2 protein-coding genes are annotated in these 809 nt (G+C 34.9%); both read left to right on the top strand.

All coding sequences use genetic code 11. From position 1 onward, the window contains the following. Positions 1-302: hypothetical protein (locus tag BN2390_RS21855; RefSeq protein WP_207642813.1), on the top strand; the 302-nt coding region annotated here is incomplete at its 5' end. Further along, positions 302-676, top strand: coding sequence for a hypothetical protein (locus BN2390_RS00005; RefSeq protein WP_053982338.1), 375 nt, complete (start codon positions 302-304; stop codon positions 674-676). The genes BN2390_RS21855 and BN2390_RS00005, both read left to right, overlap by 1 nt. Positions 677-809: the final 133 nt, after the last annotated feature.

Below are 809 nucleotides of genomic sequence, written 5' to 3'. Positions count from 1 at the left end.
TAAACAAAGCGTGGTTTTATTACCTCATGGATGGCACTAAGCTAACCAAAGAAGAATGGACAAGCATTGTTAAAAGGCATATCAAAGAGCATGGGAACGAACAGGCTCTAAATAAGATTATGAACACCATCAAGTTATGGAATAAAAAAGATTCCATTGAGGATGTAGCATTGCATGTTTATGCTGCTAAATATTGTGCAGATGTACAGCAAGTAGCAAAGAGAGAACGAGTAAAACCTAAGTTTAAACATGAACTTACAAGAAAAGAAAGTGGGCAATTGATGCTGGGAGGTATCAGCTAATGGGTAAAATCAGAGAGTTTGAACAACTAGATTATGAGACAGGTGAAGTGATTAAGAGATATAGAACTGTCAAAGAGGCATTAGAAGAGCACGGAATAGATAGGGCAAAAATGAGACTAGCATTTATGGGGCACGATGGAAAGTTCCCAGATAAAAAACTATGGTTTAGATATGGTGATGGTGTAAATAAACCACTTCAAAGATACCAAGTTGGAAAATTAAATGATGCAGGTGAAGTTGTAAAAGTATACAACAGTGCAGAGCAAGCAGTTATAGAACATTATGTAACAGAAAAGACAATAGGTATAGCTATTAGGACAAGGAATGGATTTGTACCAAGTCTTGGAATGAGATTTAAATACATGTTGGGATGATAAGCAAGATTAGTCTAAACAGACTAATTGATTAGTCAAAAAAGACTAACTAAGGAGAAAGTATGGATAAGCAGTATTATAACTATTTAGCAAAATGCAAATTAAAGGCAACAGAATACAGAATTATCCTCAT

Origin of the sequence: Niameybacter massiliensis, assembly GCF_001282685.1 — a bacterium.
Classification (GTDB): Bacteria; Bacillota; Clostridia; order Lachnospirales; family Cellulosilyticaceae; genus Holtiella; species Holtiella tumoricola.
The sequence above is the reverse complement of the archived record's forward strand: the minus strand, read 5'-3'. Positions and strand labels throughout refer to the sequence as shown.